The organism is Rickettsiella endosymbiont of Miltochrista miniata, from assembly GCF_964031245.1.
In the GTDB taxonomy this organism is placed as follows: Bacteria; Pseudomonadota; Gammaproteobacteria; order Diplorickettsiales; family Diplorickettsiaceae; genus Aquirickettsiella.
Window position 1 is genome coordinate 1,072,750 of sequence record NZ_OZ035017.1, and the last position, 22,526, is coordinate 1,095,275.

A 22,526-nucleotide genomic window follows, 5' to 3' on the forward strand; every position below is an offset into this window, starting at 1 on the left:
AAAAGAGAATATGATTAATCCAAATATTAAATTTCCCATGCCTAATATAAATCGGCTGTGCTTTTTAAAAAATATTGTGAAGAACCCGAACGTTATCGTAGGAGACTATACCTATTACGATGATCCTGAAAGTGTTGAGAACTTTAACAAAAACGTGTTGTACCACTTTGATTTCATTGGCGATAAGCTGATTATCGGCAAGTTCTGTCAAATAGCCACCAATGTACGCTTCATTATGAATGGAGCTAATCATGCAACCAATGGTTTTTCGAGTTTCCCGTTTCGTGCCTTTGGTAGTGAATGGCAAGATGTGCCGCTTACTCCAGAGTATAAAGGCGATACTATCATTGGCAATGACGTTTGGATTGGCTATGGCGCTATAATTATGCCTGGAGTAAAAGTGGATGATGGAGCCATTATTGCATCGCGAGCCGTTGTAACCAAAGATGCAGAACCTTATTCCATTGTTGGCGGAAATCCTGCGCAATTGATTCGCAAACGATTTGATGATAAGACAATTCACAAATTAATCAAACTAGCTTGGTGGAATTGGTCGTTTGAAAAAATTACCGAGCATGCAAAAGCAATTGCTGAAGGCGATGAGCAATGGTTTGATGGGTCTGAAATATCCTAAAAAGAAATTTATTTTATAAATATTTCTACTCTTAAGTTTTTTAGCAAATGCACGCCTATCGCGGGCTCCTCAATTCCGAACTTGGTTCTGTCCTTGTCTCGTCGCATGAAGCTATGCTTGCCCTTTAACCGCTTCTGATTCGAGTGCGAAGCGTATAGATTTATGAAATGAAACTTGACATAATGCCCAGCCGTTTAAAACGCTTTTTTAAAAAAGCGAGAGGGAGTATTCAATTTACAACAAGGAATGTCCATGGTTTTATCCCTGACAAAAAAACAAAACGACCATCAATCAATTGCACAGCTCTATCACTATTTTACGTCCCGGAAAAGCACACCCCGAGATGTTTTCCAAACTAAATTAAATCAATTAAGCACGAAGCCATTCGATATTGCTATGGGATTAGCTAGCATCCGTGATAAAGGTATTCTTAATTTAGAAAATTTTTCTCTCATACTCATACACCCCTCCCCATTTGAACTATCCTCGGGCTTAATTCAACTGCATGATGCAAATCTTTTAAATGCTGAGAATAAAAAAGCTTTAGAAAGGCATATTAGCCCTACAGGAATTGCCTTAGTATTACGTTTACTTCACAGCGTTAACTTATTAACCTCAGAAAATAGAGCCGCTATTCAAGGAAAAAACGATCCACATGCTGTGGCCAGTATACTTTTCAAACTTTATTATGCCGATCTTTTTACACAAAGAAATTTCGATAGCGTTTTATCTCATCCCCATCTAGTAGCTGCAAGCAATCTGCTGAGTGGATTTAATAGACAAAATAGCTTGACGCAAACGATGTTTGAGCAACTCATATGCTCACAACAAGAAAAAAATTCTTTACCCGATGTCCCCAAGGAATTAAAAAAATTCGCTATTCTATCTAAACATTCGAATTTATCTATTTATCCTTGCGGTGCAAGCTTCTTTCCAGCTCATAAACGCCGACAAGATCAAGAATCCTCTACCCAAACGACCGAATCTAATAGGCAAATTTGCAAAAATTAAGCTCATATTGAGCAGCAACACAGTCAATGTCAAGTACGAAGAGTATATTAAAATTTTTTACTGACTTCTGAAAAGACATGTATATCCAATTTTTTTAATTCCGCCAAATAACTTTCCAGTGAAATTAAATGCATACAAGGGATCGCCCCGATTTCAACGATTTCTTCTTGTAATATTCTTTTTGCTAAGAGAATGGCCGGGATAGTCGGAATATGAGGACCATCGCCACTTTTGGCTACCATAAACCATTTAATGTTCTTATGATTTCCCTTATGATCGGTACCCGACATGAGCATGTGCATACCGCCGGCATCGGTTCCAAACGAGTCAAAGTAATGACTAAATTTTAACAGGGTTTCCGCATGGTTTTCTAATTTAATCGGAAATTTCAATCGGACTAACCAAGATAAAAACCATAAACCCAGATGTGCAACACTACTTTCTATTCCCGCGGAAAATCGGATCGATTTAATAGGAAAAAAACCCGGTAATAAATCTAAATCTGGAACATCACAATTTGCCATCCAACGTTTTCCTAATAGTGGATAATTTTGTCGATAGAGATCTTGCCATCCATACATTTTTTTCGGCATACCACGAAAATCTTGTAAACGATGTCCTACATAACTCAAAATAGACTTGAAGGTAGCTAATCCTCTCTCGGCTTTTTGACCTAACGTAATTCCATACACTAAAGAATCTATCGTCTTAAACTCATCTTTATAATAGTTTAAAACTGCCGCTGACAAACAAGGTAACGTGCTAGCACCGGTAATGGCGATACAATTATTCTTGATCGCTTGTTCTTCTAACATTAAAAAATCATTCACATACTCTCTTGCGTCGGCTAAATCAATATAATTTACGCCCAAAAGTATACAATTAATTGCTGTGGTAAAATTAGCGGGTTGAAAAGGACCTGAAGCATTGATAACCAATGGCGGCTTAAGCCGTATTAACTCCTGGGATAATCTCTTTTTAAAATCAAAACAAAGTATATCAATACAGGTATCGACGGCTACTTTAGAAAGTTGTTTTTTTAAGGCTAATAAAGGTTCCTCATGGCGGCCGGTAATAATAATGGCAATATTTTTTGCTACCAATCCCCTTGCAATCTTCCTACCAAAAGTTCCAGTAGCACCTAAGATTAAAACTTTATTATCTTCATCTGGTTTCATTTATCATCCCTCTTATTATACTCTTCGCACTTGAATTTTTGTCTGCGTTGCCGCTCAATTCGCAATCCTCATGTATTTTAATACACTCCGGTTGCTTCATTATCGCGGCGCCTTGCCAAAAATCCAATTGCTGTGAGTATATGTTTTTACAAAATTCATCAATTATCTTTTTTTGCTAAAGTTAATAAAAATCTTCATAATTTTTCCAATTTTTATTAGCGTCTTGATCATCATTATTAAAATACTTAAATTGTAACATTATTTTTTTATAATTTTGCTGACTAATAAATATTTTTTCTTCCATCACTGTGAGAATATTCTCAGCAGACTTTTCGTTAGTCGGTAATAAAAAAATGATTAAATTAATGAGTAAATCAATTTGAATAAAATTAATCGCCATAAAAAGATTGGCGAAAAGCCCTAAGATAAAAGCTAATGGAAAGCAAATAGATTTAAACCAATGCTGCTGTAATAGACTGGAAGTGGAATTCAGCATGGATTGAGTAAATGTAACCAAAACTCTTGAAAACTCACTGGTTGATTCAAGATTTTCTAAGTTGTTTTTCTGAAGAACCTTTGAAGTACCCATTATTATTTTAATAATTATTAAGGAGCGATTAATACAGATTTATATTTTTAACTCATTTAAATAAATTATAACATAATTATCATTTTTGATAATACTCTATAAAAAAATTAAAAAGTTTCGCAGGCTTCTAGGTCGAACTACCGGTATATTTATTTCGAATTAAGATTGCTCAGTAATTTTTTACCGATACCTATTAAGGTGTGGCGCTTGAGAAAAAGCTGCCAACGCGAACCGCCTAATTGACGCCATAATACCGCTGAGCGAACGCCGGCCAATAAGGCGGCACGTATTTTGCAGACCGTTTCGGCATGCGCTAAATATTTGCCTTGTCCGATGACATGCAAACGGAAAGGTAATGCACCTAATGTAGTGACATAGATATCCGCTAAACTATTGATAATAAGCTGGGGTGAAGCTGCAAAATAGTTAGCTTGAGAAATAGCATGTTTAATGCGTCGACTTAAATTTTTTTTGGTTTCTGGAGAACGAACCAGTTTACGTTCGAGGTGCATTAAACCAATTAGATATCGTGTTAACTCGCGATCCTGTCTGATTTTAGTATAACCGAGCAGATTAACTAACTCCTGCAACCCTAAACGTAAGCCGCTAATCGTGCCGCCATAAACTTGTTCCACTGTACTAACGTCTAGCGTGTAAATACTTTGGATACTGGTATCAAATGCAAGCTGTTCAGTTTTTCCAGTCCTAGCAAGATCGCGAACTAAAGCAGCAGATTGGAAAACCCCCGCTAGCGCTAAACTACGTTCGACATTTTTTTTTTCGTTTTTTTGCATGACGTATTAAGATAAATAAAATGGACGTACTCACAGCAATGGGATTTTTCTGGAATGGGCCACGTAGTGAAGCAAGCGGAGTGTATTATCATACATGAGGATTGCGAATTGAGTGGCAACACAGACAAAAATTCCAGTGCGAAGAGTACATTAACGTAATTTCAAAGTGGCTAGCCCAAACAACACCAATATAAAGGTAATAATCCAAAACCTTACAATAATTCTCGGTTCTGGCCAACCTTTTAGCTCAAAATGATGATGTATAGGTGCCATGCGAAAAATTCTTTTCCCGGTTAACTTAAAGGAAGCAACTTGCAGGATCACTGAAATAGTTTCTAAAGCAAAAACACCGCCCATGATGAGTAACACAAATTCTTGTCTTACCACGACAGCAATGCAACCTAATGCCGCACCCAACCCTAAAGCACCCACATCGCCCATAAATACTTGCGCAGGATAGGTATTAAACCATAAAAAACCTAGACCCGCTCCGACTATAGCACCACAAATGACGACTATCTCGCCAGCGCCGGGAACAAAAGGGATTGCTAAATATTTGGCGTACGTAATGTTTCCAGTAAGGTAGGCAAAAATACCTAAACCACTTCCCACTAATACCGTCGGCATAATAGCTAATCCATCTAAGCCATCGGTTAGATTGACGGCATTACTGCTACCCACGATGACCAAGTAAACCCAGGGAATATAAAATATTCCTAAGGGAATCAAGAGATTCTTAAAAAAAGGTATCACTAATTGGGTTTCTACCGGTAATTCTGCATTCATGTACAACAGCACACCAATGGTTAAACCTAATAGCGATTGCCATAAATACTTCCAACGTGGAATGAGTCCGCGACTGTTTTTTAGCATCAGTTTTAGGTAATCATCGGCAAAGCCTATCAGACCAAATCCCACTATGCCTAAGAGCACTATCCAAATCAGATGATTGTTAAGATTGGCCCACAATAAAGTCGTCATAACGATGGCAATTAAAATCAATGCACCTCCCATCGTCGGCGTCCCGGCTTTGCTTAAGTGCGCTTGTGGTCCGTCAGACCGTATGGATTGGCCGATTTGTCGATGACTTAACGTACGTATCATCTTAGGTGCTAGTAAAAGTGAGATAAGAAATGCAGTGAGAGAAGCTAAAATGGCCCTTAACGTTAAATATTGAAAGACATGAAAGGCACGATAATAATTTGATAAAAAGGCCGTTAACCATAACAACATGTCGTTCGTTTTCCCGATAAAAATTAATGAGCCCGTCATGGCGAGGCCGAACGTTAGTGAGGCCGCGGCCATCCATGGATTGCCACGCACCTACGGTGCTCGCAATGACGAAAAATGTTTAATCCATTAAAGCTGCAGCTACTTTTTCCATTTGGGCACTGCGTGAACCCTTAATTAAAATGGTCACATTCTCTTGCAAGTGCGGTTTCAGAGCTAAAATTAATTCTTGATGATTAGGATAATGCTTTGCGTTAGCGCCAAATGCTTTGGCTGTTTCTTTACTTAAATCACCACAAGTATAGACATCATCGATATTTAATTCTTTGGCTAATTGTCCGATTTGCCGATGATAATCTACAGCATTTGGACCTAACTCTCCCATATCACCCATAACAAAAATTCGTTGTCCAGAATAATGCGCCAATAATTTTAAAGCTACGGCCACTGAACTTGGATTGGCATTATAGCTATCATCGATCAGTGTCGCACCCAATTTTGTTTTGCTCACAATAATTCTTCCGGGCACTGGCTGCATTTTTTCTAAACCCGATTTGATATGGGATAATTCAATACCCACTTGACTTGCCGCGGCCGCTGCGGCTAAAGCATTCAACACATGATGCTGACCAGGCAAACTTAAACTAATCATCATTTCTTTGCCGTGAGGGGCATGTAACAAAAAGCTTGCTTTTCCATCAACATCCATCTGAATATTCGTTGCAAAAAAATCAGCTGCGTCGGATAAGCCAAAACGCAGCACACGAAAAGGCGCACCTGCTTTTTGCAAAGTATCAGCAAACTTATCGTCAGCATTAATAATAGCCACGCCATTTCTGACTAAACCAGAAAAAATCTCAGCCTTAGCCTCTGCAACGCCCGCCATGGATCCAAACCCTTGTAAATGTGCAGGTCCAATATTGGTGATCAACGCAACATTCGGTTGCGTGAGTTGCGTCAAATATTCAATTTCTCCGGCGTGATTCGCGCCCATTTCGATCACAGCATAACGATGCTGCGTATTTAAATTCAGTAAGGTTAAGGGTAAACCGATATCATTATTGAAATTCTTAAAATTAGTTAACACTGGACCCACTTCGGCCAAAATAGATCGAATCATTTCTTTGGTTGTGGTTTTACCGCAACTACCCGTTAAGGCGATAATAGGAATAGAAAATTGACGTCGATGTTGTTTGGCTAATTCGCCTAAGGCTTTTCGAGTGTCCTGTACTCGTACTAAAGGTAAATCAGTCTCTATTGCATAATCAACCATAGCAGCTGCAGCGCCACGCTGTTTGGCAAGTTCAATAAAATGATGTCCATCAAACTTCTCACCGCGAAGTGCAATAAAAAGCTCATGGGGTTTTATGCTACGCGAATCGAGACTCAGTCCGGTGTAATTCACATCCGAACCCAATAGCTTACCCTGGATATTTCTAGCCAATAATGACAATTTCACAGATTACCAAAAATTAGATGGTTCATTCTAGACTTACAACATTCTATACTATAATCTCAGGCTTTAAATACTAAAATAATAATAATATGCGCATTTTGTTTTGCAACTTCCATACGGGGTATACCGGTGGGCATAATACCTATATTTTGAGCTTGATCGAGGGTTACTTACAGAAAAATCATACTATTTCAGTAGCCTGCCCAGCCTCTTCTCAACTCTATTTATCTCTAAGCCCAGCTGTTGCTCGCTACGCCATTGATTATCACCGTATTTTAAAAAAATGGGTTAGAAATCTTAAGCAACTCTATCTATTTAAACAATGGATCGCTCAAAACCATTTCGACATTATTCACCTCAATGGTTCTGCTTGTCATCGAGTCATTTTACTCCTTTATCCCTTCTTAAAGCATAAACCTAAGTTAATATTTACTAAACATCATGCTTTAATCCCAAAATGGGGTGCTAAACTCAGAATGCGATACTTCACTGACGCCATTATTGCGGCCTGTGAACATACCCAACGACAATTGCTTCAAACAGTCAGCTCGAAATCTACTAAACTTATTCCCCATGGGGTAGATACTGATTTTTATCAGCCCTCTTCGTCAGAAAAAAAACGACTATTACGTCAAGAATATAGCATAAACGACGATGATTTTGTTTTGGTTTCGAATGCTGGAACAGCTAAATGTAAAAATTGGGCTCACCTTATTGCAGCTATAGCCGCGTTATCACCCCAATTAAAAAATAGAATTAAAGTTATTATTGCTGGCCATCAGCCCACTGAATGTGAAATAAATGATACCGTAAAAAAATTTAATCTTCTGGATCAAGTCATTTTCACTGGATTCGTTCCCGATACCAGGCCTATTATTGCTATGGGTGATATAGGTTTTGTATTATCCAATGCATCAGAAACTATCTCTTTTGCTTGTCGAGAAATGATATCGATGGGGCTTCCCGTCATAGTTTCAAATTTCGGTGGTCTTCCTGAAAATATAACCGCTGAATATGATGGCTGGATAGTTCCCATTAATGATATTCCTAGCTTGACTCATCTGCTAATAACTATTTTAACGCGACTAACGCAAACAGATCTCACGCAAATGTCACTGCATGCAAGGACTAAAGCGATACAACAGTTCGACAAAAAATATTTTATCGATGCAACGTTACAAGCTTACCAACAGGTTTTAAAATAAGTCACTATTTTGCGCTTAACCTATATTGCAAACGCGAGCGAGATTTTCTAGATTGCCGCGCGCTATGCGCTCGCAATGACGGATAAACCGTGCTAGTCTACAAAAAATTGGCGCAATTTAAGCATCCTTTATGTATATCACGCGATTATTAAAAACCATTCTATCAGGAGATTGTAAATGTTATTTCGGTCAATGGGCCGAAGATGTCTTGGTCAGAAGGCTATTTCCAGGAAAAAAAACGTCGGGAATTTATTTAGATATTGGGGCCTATCATCCTTTTAAATATTCTAATACCGCCTACTTATGGCTAAAAGGGTGGCATGGCGTCAATGTCGATGCAAATCCAAAAACTATAGCCTTATTTAACAAAATAAGGAAAAGTGATATCAATCTCTGCGCTGCGGTTATTACCGAAGAAGAATGCAAAACTATTAAAGAAATTGATTTATCACTCCCCAGTAAAAAAGACGGTAAACATGGCCTCTCTGCGATTGCTACGTGTTGCCCCCATGTTGCATTAGAACGTAGTTTCAAAGAACACGTAAAAATACCTACGCTATCAATAAACAAGATTGTTTCCGAAAATAAACTTTTTAATATAGATTATCTAAATATTGATATTGAAGGTTATGACGAAAGAATTATAAAGGACTTTGATTTCTCGATAGTAAAACCCAAGGTTATCTCCATCGAAGACTATGCTGGCAGCATGGAAGCTGCTAACACCTCCGATATATCGAATCTACTCAATTCATACGGTTATAACTGGCTAGCAAGAGTTGGACTGACATCCATTTTTGCCATCAATGAATTAGGTTTTTAATAGGTGCTGCACTTCGCCGGCATCATCAAAAGGATATTTGATGCCTTTAATCAATTGATAGGCTTCGTGTCCTTTACCCGCCACTAAAATTACATCAGACGGCTGGGCAGTTGCTAAGGCATAGGCAATCGCAGCTCGTCTATCCGGTTCACGATAGACGGATTTTTTGTCTGTAAAACCTTGTTGAATATCCTGCAAAATTTGCAATGGATCTTCATAGCGCGGGTTATCATTGGTTAATATAATACAGTCAGCTTCCTGCTCGGCAATCTTGGCCATTATTGGCCGTTTTCCTTTATCTCTGTCACCCCCACAACCAAATACACAATACAGATCGCCTTTGCAATGTGGGCGTAAAGCACGCAACACTTGCTGCAAGGCATCCGGTGTATGCGCATAATCAACGACAACTAAAGGCTTTCCCGGGGTATGAAAAGCTTGCATGCGTCCTTTTACGCCTTTTAATTTTGATATCACTTGTGAAATTTCTGCTAAAGAAAAATGTAAACTTTTTAATAGCGTCAATACCAACAACAAATTACTTAAATTAAACCGTCCCATTAAAAATGGATTTTCAATAAATACTTCACCCCAAGGAGTATCGATTTCTGCACTTAAACCTTGTTGATTAAAATTGAATTTTTTTACTGTAATGTGTGGAATATGTGACCAGGCCGCTTTGGGCTTATGTAATGAATACGCATACACCGGTAATTGTTGGGCAAGTTCAGTTAACCACTGTTGTGCATAAGGATCATCGGCATTTAATATCGCCTGCTGCACACCAGGTAAATCAAAAAAAGAACGTTTGGCCTGCGCATAAGCTTCCATACTGCCATGATAATCTAGATGATCGCGCGTCAAATTGGTAAATGCGGCAACAGAAAATTCTGTTCCATTTAAACGCTGTTGAGCTAAACGATGTGAAGATACCTCCATCACCACTGCTTGTGCTTGTTTATCGCGAAAATCTGCCAGCAATTGTTGTAGTTCAATAGCATCGGGTGTCGTTAACTGACCTGGGTTTAAATCACCATAAAAACCATTACCTAAGGTGCCGACGACGCCACAAGGTTTTTGTAACTGCTGCAAACTATCCGCTAAAAAATGCGTACAGGAAGTTTTACCATTCGTACCGGTAATGCCTAGTACGGGCATATAACGACTCGGATAATCATAGAATCGCGCCGCAATCGGGCCTAATTGAGCCGTTAAATGACGAATAGGTAATAGCGGGATAGATGTTGTAGTAAGATCAATAGAATCTCCGCCATCCGGTTCAAATAAAATAGCCGCAGCTCCTTTGGCTATCGCTTCTGGTATAAAATGGCGTCCATCGCTACCCAACCCTGGATAAGCAAAGAATAAATCCCCAGTTTGCAGTCGACGACTATCTTGGCAAAGTCCTTTAATGATCACATCCGTTGTTACCGGAACGTCCAACCCCATTAATAGATGACTTAACTGCATAAAAAATACACACTAAATGGTTTTATTTTATGATCCACTAAGACTTGCTTCGTCACTAAAAAACCTCTATTATAAATAATAATGATTCTCATTTAAAATATTTATGAGCGCTATACCACTGACGCAATTGCGATACGGACAATCTGCTACGGTACAAGGCTTCAGTCCAGACATCGCACCGCAATGCCGCAAACTGTTACAACATTTGGGCATTACCCGACAAACAACCATTACTTTAATTCGTCGTGCACCGCTGGGTGACCCCTTACAATTACAAATATTAGGTAGCCAATTTAGTTTACGTTCCAGTGAAGCCTGTCATATTTACGTAGAATATTCAAACTAAACTAAAAACTCATGCAAAAAAACAAGATTATTGCCATAGCAGGCAATCCAAATTGTGGTAAAACCGTCATTTTTAACGCTCTCTCCGGCAGTCGGCAGAAAGTCGGTAACTGGGCAGGTGTCACTGTTGAGCAAAAAAGCGGCTATTTTAATGTCGGTGCAACAAGCTATGAAATCGTTGATCTCCCTGGTACTTATTCTTTAAGCGTAGTCGCTAATAATTGTGCCATGGATGAATGCATAGCCTGCAATTACTTGGTTAGCAATCGTCCCGATGTCGTTATTAATGTATTAGATGCCAGCAATCTTGAACGTCAACTGTATTTGACGACACAACTCTTAGAAATGCAGATACCGGTTATTATCGCACTTAATATGATGGATATTGCTAAACGACGCGGGATTCACATCGATATTCAGAAACTAAGTCGATCGTTAAAGTGCCCTATCATTCCGCTAACCGCCATTCGCGGTAAGGGTATTCAAGAATTACGTCAGGCCTTATCGTCAACTATTTCAACCCACGCTACTTTCCCTTATTCTTTTGAACCCTTATTAGAAAGCGCTGTACAAACGCTCTCCGAAAAATTATCCGCAAAAACCGTGCCTAGAAACTGGTTAGCCTGTCGACTATTAGAAGATGATGCGCTTGCTCGCAACTTTGTCACAGCAGAAGAACTTAACTTTGCACAATCATTGATTGAGATACTCAAAACACAATACGGTGAAGAAATTGATTTGTTGATAGCCGATGCGCGCTATGCTTGGATACAATCCATACTAAAACAAAGTTTAATCACACATACGCCAGGCATAACTTTCACCGCACGCATCGATCGTATTATTTTGAATCGTTGGTTAGGTATTCCTATTTTCCTTTTAGTCATGTACTCACTTTTTTTATTTGCTATTAATGTCGGTGGCGCTTTCCAAGATTTTTTTGATATCGGTAGTACCGCATTGTTTATTCATGGCAGTATTCATGTATTAACGCAATTACATTTGCCTGTTTGGTTGATTGCATTAATTGCCAATGGTTTAGGTAAAGGTATTAATACCACGATTAGCTTTATACCTGTCATCGGCGCGATGTTTTTATTTTTATCCTTATTAGAAGACTCCGGTTACATGGCACGCGCAGCATTTGTGGTCGATAAATTAATGGGGGCCATTGGTTTACCGGGAAAAGCATTTGTTCCTTTAATTGTTGGTTTTGGTTGTAATGTTCCTACGGTAATGGCTACTCGCACCTTGGCTTCACCACGGGATCGTATTTTAACTGTGATGATGGCGCCGTTTATGTCTTGCGGCGCCCGTCTTACTGTCTATACCTTATTTGTCGCTGCTTTTTTCCCGCAAGGCGGAGCACTGATTATTTTCGCGTTATATGGTATAGGGATACTAACCGCCATTTTCACTGGATTATTATTGCGTTCGACAAGCTTAAAAGCAGAAACAACACCCATGATCTTAGAATTGCCGACCTATCATTGGCCGCATTGGGGTAGTATTTTTCGAAGCACTTGGCAACGTTTGAAATTATTTTTATTTAAAGCCGGTCGTTTTATTATTCCAATTTGTATGTTGATAGGATGTTTCAATACGATTAGCATCCATGGCAAACTCATCAGCGGTGAAGCCAATCAACAGTCCTTATTATCCAGCATTGGAAAAACCATCACTCCGGTATTTGCTCCAATGGGCATACAAAGTGATAATTGGCCCGCCACTGTCGGTTTAGCGACGGGTTTATTAGCCAAAGAAGTAGTTGTCGGAACCTTAAATACTTTATATTCGCAAGTGGGCCAGCTGACAGAGTCTGCCGAACAATCCACAATAGGCGATGAATTAAAAACCGCTGTGTTATCTATTCCTAAAAATTTACACGATCTCGGCAAAACTCTAAGCAATCCGATGGCGCTTAAAGCACAAGCACCTGAAGTAACACAAGGCGTTTATGGTGTGATGTCACATTATTTCGCTGGCAAACTGGGTGCTTTTGCTTATTTGTTATTTATTTTATTGTACTTTCCCTGTATTTCGACCATGGCAGTGATGCAACGCGAAATCGGCAAAGGTTGGGCTTATTTTTCTATGACATGGAGTACCGGAATTGCCTATGCCGTTGCTACTTTATTTTATCAAACCGCCACATTTAGCCAACATCCCATAATGACTATGGGTTGGTATCTCATCGTTGCTACTGCGCTTTTTGCGACACGTATTTTCTTACGTTCCAAAACAACCACACTAACCGAATTACCGCTTCCACTTTCATCTAGTCGAAGCAACTGTCATGATTAGCTTACTTGCTTTAAAAAAATTTATTGCTGAAAAAAAATGTGTTAATCTAGCGCTTATTTTACAAACCTTTGGAACTAAGCAAGAAGAAACCTTGGCGATTTTAGAACTATTAATACATAAAGGTTGTGTAAAAAAATGTTTTAAAACCCCTAATTGTGCAACACGCTGTATTAAATGTACCCCGGAGTCATTTGCTCTCTATCAGTGGGTAGAACGACCAAGTCATTGATTCCGTCATGGCGAGCGAATGTCATTCGCGTGGCCATCCACAGTTCATATTCCTAGATTGCCGCGCACCTACGGTGCTCGCAATAACGACCAATATTTACATGCCGAGACAATCAATACATTTCTTGCAGTATCTCTTTTATCCTTAACGGATTGCCCAGCTGTAAGATTTCACTTAATTTTTGTCGCCAACGTCTGCCGCCCGCGACACCATGAAATAAACCAAACAAAGGTTGTATTAAATGCGCCAAGTTTTCACCTGACACAAAAGCTTTTTCCAAATAAGGTAGATAGTGTAAAACGATAGATAATCGACTAGGAATGCTCCATGTATCCTGTGGGCTGATCAGTTGATCGAGTTCAGCAAATAGATAGGGATTATACCAAGCGGCACGACCTAGCATGACACCATCAACCTGCTGCAAATGTTCCTGCGCGGTGTCTAAACAAGTTATCCCGCCATTTATAACGATATTTAAATGAGGAAAATCGCGTTTAATGCGATACACCCAGTTATAATTTAAAGGCGGAATTTCACGATTTTCTTTAGGGCTTAATCCTGATAGCCAAGCCTTACGCGCATGAATAATAAACGTTTGGCACCCAGCCAAACTTATTTGTTGGATAAATTGGGCCAGATAATCATAGCTTTCGCAATCATCGACACCAATTCGGGTTTTAACGGTAATCGGCAATTTAACCGCCGCACTCATCTCAGCAATGCAATCAGCGACACGCATCGGATCTTTAAGTAATACCGCACCGAAACAACCTGATTGCACTCTATCACTAGGACAACCGACATTCAGATTAATTTCAGAATAACCATAGGGTTCGGCTATTTTGGCCGCCTGCGCTAGATCGGAAGCGATACCACCACCCAATTGTATGGCCAAAGCTTTTTCACTCGGATCAAAGATTAATAAACGATCTCGCTGTGGACTATTTAAAATAGCACCAGTGGTCAGCATTTCGGTGTATAGCAGTGCTTTTTTACAAATTAGACGGAAAAAATAACGATAATGGCGGGTAGTCCAACCCATCATTGGTGCTATCATATATGAACTAATCGACTGTTTCTGCGGCTTTAGCATGATTTATTTCTGGTAAGGGGGCTTCCATGCTGGTTTTTTACTGGTATGATAGCCTCACTCGCTTTGTTACACAAAGCCTGTTTTACAATAATAACAATTTGGAGTCCTCGTCATGAAATTGAAACAAGCTCTCGTCATCGGTTTAAGCAGCGCGATTTTAGCTATCCCAGCTTTCGCAGCTGAATCAGCGACTGATCTGAATAGCTTACCTACTGCTAACAACCAATCACCTGCAGTACTAACCCCCGCTAAAAAAGAAGCTGTTCATCATAGAAAAGGTCACAAAAAAGTTTCTTTGGAAAGAAAAACAGATCCTAAACAAGCAAAAGACACTGCTAAACTTGATGAGCTAAACACGCTTAACTCCGCAGCAGAAAAGGATCAAACAGAAAAAAACTCAATTAAGTCTTAATTTACACAACTTAATTTTGTTAAAATATAAAGGCCGATTTCATCGGCCTTTTTTTATTCCACTTTTGACGAACGCCAAAAAATCTATTTATCCTCGCGAACACGTAAAATATTCATCGTCATTGCAAGCACCTAGAATATCGATCGTCATTGCGAGCACCGAAGGTGCGCGGCAATCCATGGATGGCCACGCTCATTACATTCGCTCGCCATGACGATATTCGTGAAGCTACTTGGATATAAGTTCTAAATTCTCAACAATTAATTGTAGGATTTTGCGGCCTTGATAATAATTTACGCCTAAACGATAGCGCGCATTGATGCGTTCGGCACGATGATTTGGCCAGTGACTTAGATTAACATTAAATGCAATGGCATCGATTTGTTTACCAACATCTTGACTGGCTAAGGTCATTTTTAAATGCTTATCACCCACCAACCGTTGCGCAAGTAAACGAAAACCACCTTCAAACAACGGCTCTGGAAAATCTTGACCCCATGGGCCTGCGTTATAACGTAACAGTTCAGCCAACTCTAAAGCTAGCTCTTGTTGTGTTAATTCACCATCGGTATAACAGGTAGCCTGTAAACTATCAGGTCGTAATTGTTGCTCACATTCCAGCTGAAAAATCTTAGCAAATTCGACAAATGATTCTTTTTTCAAACTCAATCCTGCAGCCATCGCATGTCCGCCAAATTTAGTAATCAAATGCGGATGACGCATTGCAATGGTTTCCAATAGATCACGAATATGCAAGCCGGTGATAGAACGGGCAGAACCTTTTAATTCGTCGGCTTGATGACCCTCAGCAAAAATGATCGTCGGTCTATGCAAACGCTCGGTTAATCGCGAAGCCAACAAACCGATCACACCTTGATGCCAACGGCTATCGTATAAACAAATTCCTTTTTCTAAAGGTTCTTTCTCGATTAATTTTTCTAAAATAATAAAAGCTTCTTGCTTCATGGTATTTTCTATCGAACGACGTTCTTCATTCAATTGACTGAGCTGCAACGCAAGCTCATGCGCACGATTGCGATCCGTTTCTAACAAACAAGCTATCCCTAATGACATATCCGCCAAACGACCTGCAGCATTTAAACGTGGCGCAACGCTAAACGATAAATCACCCGCAACCAGATATTCCACGTCGCGTTTGGCGAGTTTTAGTAAGGCATAAATCCCTGGCCGCGCTTTACCGGCTTTAATCCATTGCAAACCTTGAGTGACTAATAAGCGATTATTCCGATCTAAGCTAACCAAATCAGCGACCGTTCCTAACGCCACCAAATCCAGAAACTGCAGCATATTCGGTATAGCGCTATTGCTTTTTCCAAACCAATCTTGGTTACGCAAATAGTGTCTAAGTGCCAACATCACATAAAAAATAACACCTACGCCGGCTAAGTTCTTACTCGGAAATTGATCCCCGCTCTGTTGAGGATTAACCAGCGCATCCGCGGCTGGCAATGTGGCGGCCTGTAAATGATGATCGGTAATCACTACTTTCAATCCAGCAGCTTTTGCGGCGATAACACCCTCATGACTAGAAATACCATTATCAACGGTGACAATAACATCCGGTTTTTTCGTGCGTAAAGCCAATTCAACTATCTCGGGGGTTAAGCCATACCCATATTCAAAACGATTCGGCACTAAGAAATCTACCTGCTGCGCGCCAAAAGCTCGTAACGCACTGACTGCTAAAGCACTACTGGTTGCGCCATCACTATCAAAATCACCGACTATCAGTAAACGTTGTTGCTGCATCACTGCATGACCCAAACACTGTGCCGCTGCTTCGATACCGGTTAATGATTGATAATGCAGTAAATATTGCAAACTATAATCCAACTCCTCTGCGGATTGGATACCGCGTGCCGCATACACACGCTGCAAAACTGGATGTAAATGATTTAAACTTTCGACTAAATTAAATTGGCGACGTAAGATGGTTTTATTCATGATATTAATGGCGTGTCCCTAAGCTTCATGGCGCTATAAGCGTATTTGCAATCCATGCCTATAAAAAAGTTATTCACTTTTTTCAGTCGTCGCTTTAATCATTTTCATTACATTTTCAACGGAGTCATAACGACAATCGGGACGCAAGCGATCGATATACAGCTCTGCATTTAAATGATCGACTTCATGTTGTATCAATCTAGCCAAAAACCCTCGCGCCACCGCACTAATTTGCTTGCCTTCAGTTGTATAGGCTGTGTAATGGATTTCATTATAACGATATACCTCACCCATTTTTCCCGGCACCGAAAAACACCCTTCCCAATCTTTACTCTCACCAGCAGCCTCTACGGGCGTATACGAAGGATTAATTAAAACCGTAGGTGGAACTACATCATACACGTCCTTACGTCTAGCCTTAGCCGATTCGGGTATTTGGATAATGATAATTCGCAATCCATAACCCACTTGTGGCGCCGCTAATCCCGCTGGACTGCCTAAAGGACTCTTCAGATCGTGGAAAAAACTTTGCAAATCCTGAATAAATTGTTGTGTTTCACTATCGAGCGGAAACTTAATGGTTTTAGCCGGCGTCCTTAAAACACTATGCTCAGGGCTATCCAGTGTAACCAATTGCAGTGACTGACCGGATCGTAATTCATTGTTTAAGTTATTTGACATGATTTCAGCACTCGCATGGCTAGGAAGTAGGAAGTAACTCATGCTTAAATAGGCAATGAGTATAATTATTTTTGTCATACTGTATAATTTAACGTAAATATTTTTAACTTGATAGTCCGTTATGGAATTAAACCTAGACACTGGCGAAGGTCGATATCAGATTCGTGCCTATGCTAACGATTTTATCCAAGTTAATGAGCAAAAAATCCGACATAGCCTGATTGTCATGCCTAATCAGCTGATTGATCCTTGGCCACCGCACCGCATCGCTGACCTAACTACCGACTATTTGCAAATAATTATCGATCTACATCCTAGCATCGTATTACTCGGCAGTGGCGAAAACTTAGCTTTTCCCGATGCTGCGTTATTAAACGTGTTTTATCAGCAAAAAATAGGTGTAGAAGTCATGAATAACGGTGCCGCTTGCCGCACTTACACGGTATTAATGTCTGAAGGACGCAACGTGGCGGCAGCTTTGTTGATTGCTGAATAGGCGCTGCATCCAATGTGAGTATGCTTCTGGGATTGCCGTGCGCTTCGGGATCGCAATGACTAAGACCTTAGCGGAGAAAAGCTTAAATTCTCCTTTTGTTAGGCTCTAATCGCGAAACTCCTGATTAGTTAACTTTTAAGCTGGATAATTTAGTTGCTTTAATAAGATCTGTTTCATTAGCTGGAACTATAGGTTCTTGAAACAGCTTATAAACATATTCATTTTTCTTATTTTCAGTATTTACTGAAAGATTTTTTGTAGTTTCTTTCTCATCCGAAGTTTGTGATGGCTTGGTATCTTCAAGCTCATGAAGTTTACTATTAATTTTTTCATCTAACTGGCTATCTTGCTTGTCCAATTTTTTTAATTCACTAATAGTTTTTTTCAGTTGCGCATATTCTTTATTTTTGGCTTTGATTTCAGCAGAACTAAACAGATCACGTATGCATAAATAAGAAGCATGCAATACACTACTCACCAGTACAGGTCCAATAATAATTAAAACATTGATAGCCTCAATAATAACTAAAACAGGAAAGACAGGACCCATTACTATTGAAGCCGATGCGCCTGCCGTCATAATGAAAGCAATTGCATATAAACCTAAACCCGCACAGGAAATCGCTGCAGAATATCGAAAAATTTTATCCCAAATATGTTTATCCTTTTGCTTTCTGGAATAAGCGGGAAGTTTTTTCTTTTGTTGTTCTAATCGGTGTATTTGATCGGTTAAGCCGAGTTGCGCAAAGTTTGCGTTTTCTTGAGCAAAAAGCCCAGATGGAAAACACTTAATCGCATTATTCAGTTTGAAATTTATTTTTGCAGATAAGTAGTTTTTTTCAGCCGCTAACGCTTTTAATTCAATCAGATTTTTGTGACATTGATCATAATCTTTATTTTGACTTTTTATTTTTTCAGCACTCAATAAATCACGTGCCCATAAATAAACGTTATATACTGGCCAAGCACTGAAACCAATTGCTAGCGATAAAAATAATCCCGATTCAACAATGATTAATGTTAACAACGCGCCCGATGCCGCAACTGCCAACCACCCACCTGTACCAAAAATCATAATTCCTGTTAGGGAAATAAAAGCGAAAGTGAGAAAAAAAGTCTCCCAATTTTTTTCATCTTTTTTTCTTCGCACATAAGCTGGAAGCTTTTTAATTTCGTCTTTTAATTGCTTTATTTTTTTAGCTAAATTTTTTTGAAGTTCAGTTATTTTTTGCTGTTTAATTTTCGCCATAAAACCTCAATACCTGAGAGAAAATCCGTTCAATCAAGCTTAACATAAATTATTCAATTTTATTAAATAAGTTTTAAAAAATTTTTCATTGATCTCACAGAAAAATTAATGAGACCGTCATGGCGAGACCGAAACGTCAGTGAGGCCGTGGCCATCCATGGATTGCCACGCACCTATGGTGCTCGCAATGACGAAAAATTCTTGGTCATAGATAAATAAGATTTCCTTAAGTTTCTTCTTGTATAAATCTTTATTGTATTTAAATCATAGAAGCAAAGGATGGCCATTTTATAGAGAGGTTTTAAATGGCTTCAGAAGCAAATATTCAAACCGCATTAAAAATGCTTGAAGAAAATCATATCAGTTCAGAACATAAAGCAGGAATTGCAGCTCACATTAAACCTATAGCTTTAGCTTACGCATTATGCGAACTGAAAAAAAATAATCTCTTAACATCACAAAACAGCAACACTCTTCAAGCACATCTTAATCCACAGCGTATTAGCAGTGCTTTAAACGCAATTGGTCCCAAACTTGCCACACAAGAAAATTTAAACATATTATTTGCTTTGAAGAATCTTGAATTCACAGAACATGGCGGATATTTGTTCTATCGAATTCCAGAGAATAAATTTAGCCAATCAGTTTTTGACGAAATCATTGAACTTTCCAAAAAAACGGATTCGATAAGCCAAATAAATCACTATATCAATCAGTTATTAAGCAAAATAAACCCAACCGATGACAGCCCTAAGAAGCATTCCACACTATTTCAACCATTAACGCCTTCAGATAGTGGAATAACAAACAATCATCCACAAAACAGTTTCACCCCTTAAGAAGCCAACTGTTGCTAAGAACCTATCCTTAGATAGGTTCTGGCAGATCATTGGCTAATTGCTCTTTATTGGTTGGGAGTGCTGGATCGCGACCATACACATCATCCCAAAAATGTAATACATCATGTTTATCTACCCAGACGGTAATATAAGTTAAATGAATGGGTATTGGTGTTTTTAAATTAATCACCGTGGTACGTCCCGATTCTAAAGCGGCTTCGATGCGTGTCGCTGCTTGTTGCAAGCTAGGATCGAATTCTTCTAAGGCTTCAAGAAATTCGAACGGCTCTTCTAAACGCACACAACCGGAACTAAATAAACGTCGTTCCGCATCGAATAGCGCTTTTGATGGCGTATCATGCAGATATACTAAATGTGGATTAGCAAATTCAAATTTTATTTGTCCCAATGAATTATGCGGCCCTGGATCCTGACGTAAAATATAACGTCCAGGATTTTTTTTCACTGCTAACCAATCCACTGCATTGGGATCTAATTCTTTATTGGGTTGATTGACAGCAAATATTCGGATGTGACTACGACTCAAATAATTAGGATCACGCATCGCTTTAGGAATAACATCTCTACGCGCAATTCCAGGCGGCACGGTCCAATAAGGATTCAATATGATACGCGTCACTTCGGAATTAATCTCCGGTGTTGGTCGCGATGGTTTACCCACAATAACGCGGGCGGTTAAAATTGCATGATGATCTTTAACTAATCGTAAACGGTGATCGGGTACATTAATCCATATATAGGAAGGATTGGCTAAAGCAATCAATCGTGACCAACGTTGCAAGTTAAATTCAATCTGATGTAAACGTTGTGTCGCAGAAACATTCATTGCTTGTCGTGTCGTCGCGCCTACCACGCCATCATCGTTTAATCCATGCCGTTCTTGAAACAGAGCAACTGCATCTTCGACTTGTTCATCAAAATCGTTTGGATTGGGCACGTCGGTACAAGCACTTACAGGCAAATCTTCACTCGCACATAAACGTTGGCGCAACACAACAACCATTGGATCTTGCATGCCTACCGATAACACTTCGTTAGTCTGTAAACGAGGCCAAGGATGTTGTACTGCTTGTTGATAAAACGCTAACTTTTTTTCGAGACGTGAATAAGCAGGAACCATCACCGATGGAGTTTGTGCCCCTACAGAATTAAGTGTAGCTAAAGAAAATAAACTCAATAATACACTCGCTCTAAACCGATTAACTTTGCGTTGTAACAACTTGTTCTCTTTTTGCATAATGACTCACCACATAATCTTCTATAATAACTTGAAATTGTTGAACAATATTATCTCCACGCAATGTGGCGACTTTACGTCCATCGGCAAATACCGGCGCAATCGGATGTTCGCCGGTACCCGGTAAACTAATGCCAATATTGGCATGTTTACTCTCGCCCGGCCCATTGACTATGCATCCCATCACTGCCAACGATAAATTCTCTACACCCGTATAATGTTGTGACCAAGTCGGCATACGCTCTTTAATATAGCCTTCGACTTGCTGGGCCAATTCTTGGAAATAACTACTGGTAGTACGTCCGCAGCCAGGGCATGCAGATACTGACGGCATAAAGGCGCGTAAGCCCATAGATTGTAAAATCTGTTGGCAAACGACCACTTCGCGACTTCTATCGCCACCCGGCTCCGGTGTTAATGAGGCCCGAATCGTGTCACCGATACCTTCTTGTAATAAAACCGCTAGCGCTGCTGTGGTCGCCACTATCCCTTTTGAACCCATCCCTGCCTCGGTTAAACCCAAATGAATCGCATAGGTACAACGTGCGGCTAGATTACGATGGATAGCAATCAAATCCTGTACGCGACTTACCTTACAGGATAAGACGATCATACTCGCTGGCATGCCAATTTTTTCAGCCAATTCGGCACTCAGTAAAGCCGATAGTACCAAGGTTTCCTGCAACACTTCCGCCGCCGAGCGTGGACGCGCCAATGCCGCATTTTTATCCATCTCACGTGAGCTCAGATCTTGATCCAAGCTACCCCAATTCACGCCTATCCGTACCGGCTTGTTATATTTCAGCGCGACCTCGATCATCTGCGTAAATTGGGCATCGCGTTTTTCGCCATAACCCACGTTACCCGGATTAATACGGTATTTATCTAGGGCCTCGGCACAGGCCGGATACGCCTGTAAAAGCCGGTGACCATTGTAATGAAAATCGCCGACTATCGGCACCGAGTAGCCCGCCTCCCGGACTTTATCGCGAATAAAAGGCACTTGCTGCGCCGCTTGTTCGGTATTAACCGTAATTCGAACTAATTCAGAGCCGGATTGAGCTAATTCTATGACCTGCTGAGCCGTGGTTGCCGCATCTTCAGTATCGGTATTGGTCATCGATTGGACAATAATAGGCGCTCCGCCACCAAGCTGAACCGAGCCTACTTGAACGGGTGTGCTGATGCGGCGTACGATAGGTGAAAGCCCAGATTCTGTCATAGAAAATTTTCCTTTATTTTTTAAATGCGGATGAAAATAGGAA

Annotated in this window: 22 protein-coding genes; 10 read left to right on the forward strand and 12 right to left on the reverse strand. The window is 39.9% G+C overall.

What is annotated here, in order from left to right; translation table 11 throughout:
• Positions 1–10 precede the first annotated feature (10 nt).
• Positions 11–634, forward strand: a complete 624-nt coding sequence (locus tag AAHH40_RS04925) for a CatB-related O-acetyltransferase (RefSeq protein WP_342219570.1) — start codon at positions 11–13, stop codon at positions 632–634.
• Positions 635–886: 252 nt separating this feature from the next.
• On the forward strand, positions 887–1,645 hold the full coding sequence (locus tag AAHH40_RS04930) for a hypothetical protein (RefSeq protein ID WP_342219571.1): 759 nt from the start codon (positions 887–889) through the stop codon (positions 1,643–1,645).
• Positions 1,646–1,692: 47 nt separating this feature from the next.
• Here the strand turns inward: AAHH40_RS04930 and AAHH40_RS04935 are convergent, their stop codons facing one another.
• The 5 genes from AAHH40_RS04935 to AAHH40_RS04955 form a co-directional block, all read right to left on the reverse strand.
• Complete coding sequence (locus AAHH40_RS04935) at positions 1,693–2,823, reverse strand: hypothetical protein (RefSeq protein ID WP_342219572.1); 1,131 nt, start codon at positions 2,821–2,823, stop codon at positions 1,693–1,695.
• A 181-nt stretch (positions 2,824–3,004) separates the two neighbouring features.
• Positions 3,005–3,412 carry a hypothetical protein gene (locus AAHH40_RS04940; protein WP_342219573.1) on the reverse strand — a complete coding sequence of 136 codons (408 nt, stop codon included), beginning with the start codon at positions 3,410–3,412 and terminating at the stop codon, positions 3,005–3,007.
• A 149-nt stretch (positions 3,413–3,561) separates the two neighbouring features.
• Positions 3,562–4,206 (reverse strand): high frequency lysogenization protein HflD, encoded by a 645-nt coding sequence (gene hflD / locus AAHH40_RS04945; protein WP_342219574.1) that lies wholly within the window; start codon positions 4,204–4,206, stop codon positions 3,562–3,564.
• 150 nt (positions 4,207–4,356) lie between these two features.
• Positions 4,357–5,439, reverse strand: a complete 1,083-nt coding sequence (gene mraY / locus AAHH40_RS04950; RefSeq protein ID WP_342220805.1) for a phospho-N-acetylmuramoyl-pentapeptide-transferase — start codon at positions 5,437–5,439, stop codon at positions 4,357–4,359.
• 118 nt (positions 5,440–5,557) lie between these two features.
• Positions 5,558–6,895 carry a UDP-N-acetylmuramoyl-tripeptide--D-alanyl-D-alanine ligase gene (locus AAHH40_RS04955; RefSeq protein ID WP_342219575.1) on the reverse strand — a complete coding sequence of 446 codons (1,338 nt, stop codon included), beginning with the start codon at positions 6,893–6,895 and terminating at the stop codon, positions 5,558–5,560.
• A 95-nt stretch (positions 6,896–6,990) separates the two neighbouring features.
• On the opposite strand from AAHH40_RS04955, the gene AAHH40_RS04960 reads away from it, so the two are divergent.
• Both AAHH40_RS04960 and AAHH40_RS04965 read left to right on the forward strand, forming a co-directional pair.
• Entirely contained in the window at positions 6,991–8,097 is a 1,107-nt protein-coding gene (locus AAHH40_RS04960) for a glycosyltransferase family 4 protein (RefSeq protein ID WP_342219576.1), read from the forward strand.
• Between the two features lie 130 nt (positions 8,098–8,227).
• On the forward strand, positions 8,228–8,920 hold the full coding sequence (locus AAHH40_RS04965) for an FkbM family methyltransferase (RefSeq protein WP_342219577.1): 693 nt from the start codon (positions 8,228–8,230) through the stop codon (positions 8,918–8,920).
• Here the strand turns inward: AAHH40_RS04965 and AAHH40_RS04970 are convergent.
• Positions 8,909–10,390, reverse strand: a complete 1,482-nt coding sequence (locus tag AAHH40_RS04970; RefSeq protein WP_342219578.1) for a UDP-N-acetylmuramoyl-L-alanyl-D-glutamate--2,6-diaminopimelate ligase — start codon at positions 10,388–10,390, stop codon at positions 8,909–8,911. The two genes, AAHH40_RS04965 and AAHH40_RS04970, sit on opposite strands and share 12 nt — an antisense overlap.
• 103 nt (positions 10,391–10,493) lie before the next feature.
• Between AAHH40_RS04970 and AAHH40_RS04975 the strand changes: the two genes are divergently transcribed.
• The 3 genes from AAHH40_RS04975 to AAHH40_RS04985 are packed head-to-tail and all read left to right on the forward strand — an operon-like array spanning position 10,494 to position 13,268.
• Positions 10,494–10,736 carry a FeoA family protein gene (locus AAHH40_RS04975; protein ID WP_342219579.1) on the forward strand — a complete coding sequence of 81 codons (243 nt, stop codon included), beginning with the start codon at positions 10,494–10,496 and terminating at the stop codon, positions 10,734–10,736.
• A gap of 11 nt (positions 10,737–10,747) precedes the next feature.
• On the forward strand, positions 10,748–13,039 hold the full coding sequence (feoB, locus tag AAHH40_RS04980; protein ID WP_342219580.1) for a Fe(2+) transporter permease subunit FeoB: 2,292 nt from the start codon (positions 10,748–10,750) through the stop codon (positions 13,037–13,039).
• Positions 13,032–13,268, forward strand: coding sequence for a FeoC-like transcriptional regulator (locus tag AAHH40_RS04985; RefSeq protein ID WP_342219581.1), 237 nt, complete (start codon positions 13,032–13,034; stop codon positions 13,266–13,268). Before feoB ends, AAHH40_RS04985 begins: the two co-directional genes overlap by 8 nt.
• Before the next feature lie 112 nt (positions 13,269–13,380).
• Here the strand turns inward: AAHH40_RS04985 and dusA are convergent, their stop codons facing one another.
• Positions 13,381–14,361 carry a tRNA dihydrouridine(20/20a) synthase DusA gene (gene dusA / locus AAHH40_RS04990; RefSeq protein ID WP_342219582.1) on the reverse strand — a complete coding sequence of 327 codons (981 nt, stop codon included), beginning with the start codon at positions 14,359–14,361 and terminating at the stop codon, positions 13,381–13,383.
• Positions 14,362–14,473: 112 nt separating this feature from the next.
• Here dusA and AAHH40_RS04995 point away from each other — a divergent pair, with 112 nt between their 5' ends.
• Entirely contained in the window at positions 14,474–14,773 is a 300-nt protein-coding gene (locus AAHH40_RS04995) for a hypothetical protein (protein WP_342219583.1), read from the forward strand.
• Between the two features lie 228 nt (positions 14,774–15,001).
• Here AAHH40_RS04995 and recJ read toward each other — a convergent pair whose 3' ends face one another.
• Both recJ and AAHH40_RS05005 read right to left on the reverse strand, forming a co-directional pair.
• Positions 15,002–16,738: a single-stranded-DNA-specific exonuclease RecJ gene (gene recJ / locus AAHH40_RS05000; protein WP_342219584.1), complete on the reverse strand. Its 1,737-nt coding sequence runs from the start codon at positions 16,736–16,738 to the stop codon at positions 15,002–15,004.
• A gap of 69 nt (positions 16,739–16,807) precedes the next feature.
• On the reverse strand, positions 16,808–17,497 hold the full coding sequence (locus AAHH40_RS05005; protein WP_342219585.1) for a peptide deformylase: 690 nt from the start codon (positions 17,495–17,497) through the stop codon (positions 16,808–16,810).
• Between the two features lie 43 nt (positions 17,498–17,540).
• Here AAHH40_RS05005 and AAHH40_RS05010 point away from each other — a divergent pair, with 43 nt between their 5' ends.
• A complete protein-coding gene (locus tag AAHH40_RS05010; RefSeq protein ID WP_342219586.1) occupies positions 17,541–17,915 on the forward strand; it encodes an Mth938-like domain-containing protein in 375 nt (124 codons plus the stop codon).
• 124 nt (positions 17,916–18,039) lie between these two features.
• Here the strand turns inward: AAHH40_RS05010 and AAHH40_RS05015 are convergent, their stop codons facing one another.
• On the reverse strand, positions 18,040–19,164 hold the full coding sequence (locus tag AAHH40_RS05015) for a hypothetical protein (protein WP_342219587.1): 1,125 nt from the start codon (positions 19,162–19,164) through the stop codon (positions 18,040–18,042).
• Between the two features lie 305 nt (positions 19,165–19,469).
• On the opposite strand from AAHH40_RS05015, the gene AAHH40_RS05020 reads away from it, so the two are divergent.
• Positions 19,470–20,003, forward strand: a complete 534-nt coding sequence (locus AAHH40_RS05020; protein ID WP_342219588.1) for a hypothetical protein — start codon at positions 19,470–19,472, stop codon at positions 20,001–20,003.
• Positions 20,004–20,031: 28 nt separating this feature from the next.
• Here AAHH40_RS05020 and AAHH40_RS05025 read toward each other — a convergent pair whose 3' ends face one another.
• Entirely contained in the window at positions 20,032–21,261 is a 1,230-nt protein-coding gene (locus AAHH40_RS05025; RefSeq protein WP_342219589.1) for a L,D-transpeptidase family protein, read from the reverse strand.
• On the reverse strand, positions 21,224–22,483 hold the full coding sequence (gene ispG, locus AAHH40_RS05030; protein ID WP_342219590.1) for a flavodoxin-dependent (E)-4-hydroxy-3-methylbut-2-enyl-diphosphate synthase: 1,260 nt from the start codon (positions 22,481–22,483) through the stop codon (positions 21,224–21,226). Before ispG ends, AAHH40_RS05025 begins: the two co-directional genes overlap by 38 nt.
• Between the last annotated feature and the right edge of the window lie 43 nt (positions 22,484–22,526).

Excerpts from the sequence above, each read along its gene's own strand:
- AAHH40_RS04925 (WP_342219570.1), top strand. The coding sequence starts at position 11 with ATGATTAATCCAAATATTAAATTTCCCATGCCTAATATAAATCGGCTG.
- AAHH40_RS04930 (WP_342219571.1), top strand. The coding sequence starts at position 887 with ATGGTTTTATCCCTGACAAAAAAACAAAACGACCATCAATCAATTGCA.
- AAHH40_RS04935 (WP_342219572.1), bottom strand. The coding sequence starts at position 2,823 with ATGAAACCAGATGAAGATAATAAAGTTTTAATCTTAGGTGCTACTGGA.
- AAHH40_RS04940 (WP_342219573.1), bottom strand. The coding sequence starts at position 3,412 with ATGGGTACTTCAAAGGTTCTTCAGAAAAACAACTTAGAAAATCTTGAA.
- hflD (WP_342219574.1), bottom strand. The coding sequence starts at position 4,206 with ATGCAAAAAAACGAAAAAAAAAATGTCGAACGTAGTTTAGCGCTAGCG.
- mraY (WP_342220805.1), bottom strand. The coding sequence starts at position 5,439 with ATGTTGTTATGGTTAACGGCCTTTTTATCAAATTATTATCGTGCCTTT.
- AAHH40_RS04965 (WP_342219577.1), top strand. The coding sequence starts at position 8,228 with ATGTATATCACGCGATTATTAAAAACCATTCTATCAGGAGATTGTAAA.
- AAHH40_RS04970 (WP_342219578.1), bottom strand. The coding sequence starts at position 10,390 with ATGCAGTTAAGTCATCTATTAATGGGGTTGGACGTTCCGGTAACAACG.
- AAHH40_RS04975 (WP_342219579.1), top strand. The coding sequence starts at position 10,494 with ATGAGCGCTATACCACTGACGCAATTGCGATACGGACAATCTGCTACG.
- feoB (WP_342219580.1), top strand. The coding sequence starts at position 10,748 with ATGCAAAAAAACAAGATTATTGCCATAGCAGGCAATCCAAATTGTGGT.
- AAHH40_RS04985 (WP_342219581.1), top strand. The coding sequence starts at position 13,032 with ATGATTAGCTTACTTGCTTTAAAAAAATTTATTGCTGAAAAAAAATGT.
- dusA (WP_342219582.1), bottom strand. The coding sequence starts at position 14,361 with ATGCTAAAGCCGCAGAAACAGTCGATTAGTTCATATATGATAGCACCA.
- AAHH40_RS04995 (WP_342219583.1), top strand. The coding sequence starts at position 14,474 with ATGAAATTGAAACAAGCTCTCGTCATCGGTTTAAGCAGCGCGATTTTA.
- recJ (WP_342219584.1), bottom strand. The coding sequence starts at position 16,738 with ATGAATAAAACCATCTTACGTCGCCAATTTAATTTAGTCGAAAGTTTA.
- AAHH40_RS05005 (WP_342219585.1), bottom strand. The coding sequence starts at position 17,497 with ATGACAAAAATAATTATACTCATTGCCTATTTAAGCATGAGTTACTTC.
- AAHH40_RS05010 (WP_342219586.1), top strand. The coding sequence starts at position 17,541 with ATGGAATTAAACCTAGACACTGGCGAAGGTCGATATCAGATTCGTGCC.
- AAHH40_RS05015 (WP_342219587.1), bottom strand. The coding sequence starts at position 19,164 with ATGGCGAAAATTAAACAGCAAAAAATAACTGAACTTCAAAAAAATTTA.
- AAHH40_RS05020 (WP_342219588.1), top strand. The coding sequence starts at position 19,470 with ATGGCTTCAGAAGCAAATATTCAAACCGCATTAAAAATGCTTGAAGAA.
- AAHH40_RS05025 (WP_342219589.1), bottom strand. The coding sequence starts at position 21,261 with ATGCAAAAAGAGAACAAGTTGTTACAACGCAAAGTTAATCGGTTTAGA.
- ispG (WP_342219590.1), bottom strand. The coding sequence starts at position 22,483 with ATGACAGAATCTGGGCTTTCACCTATCGTACGCCGCATCAGCACACCC.